This is a genomic window from Bacillus sp. VA15 (assembly GCF_055721145.1).
On sequence record NZ_JBVQPQ010000026.1, the window covers coordinates 1 to 478 of the forward strand.

Genomic DNA, 478 nt, shown 5'->3' on the forward strand with positions numbered 1-478 from the left:
GATACAGACCCGAGAACACCATCGGCTTCGGGTCGGAGTAGCCGCCGATCCCCTCGGACGCGGGCTTCGCGGCGTTCGTGACCGTGTCACCGACCTTCGACTGGCGCACGTCCTTCACCCCGGTGATGAGGTAGCCGACCTCGCCGACGGACAGGCCCTTCGTCGGGATCGGCTCGGGCGAGTTGACGCCGATCTCGAGCAGCTCGTGCGTCGCGCGCGTCGACATCATCTCGATCTTCTCGCGCGGGCTGAGCCGTCCGTCGACGACGCGGACGTAGGTGACGACGCCGCGGTAGGTGTCGTAGACGGAGTCGAAGATCATGGCGCGGGCCGGCGCGTCGGCGTCACCGACGGGGGCAGGCAGCTTCTCGACGATGACGTCGAGCAGTTCCTCGACACCGACGCCCGTCTTGCCGGAGACCTTGAGTACGTCCTCCGGTTCGCAGCCGATGAGGCCGGCGATCTCCGCGGCGTACTT

The 478-nt window shown here is 67.6% G+C and carries 1 protein-coding gene; it reads right to left on the bottom strand.

Annotation, left to right across the window (positions count from 1 at the left end; all coding sequences use genetic code 11):
• Positions 1-478 (bottom strand): EF-Tu/IF-2/RF-3 family GTPase (locus tag AC0DBE_RS21565; RefSeq protein WP_472963728.1); only part of this gene is annotated, 478 nt, incomplete at both ends.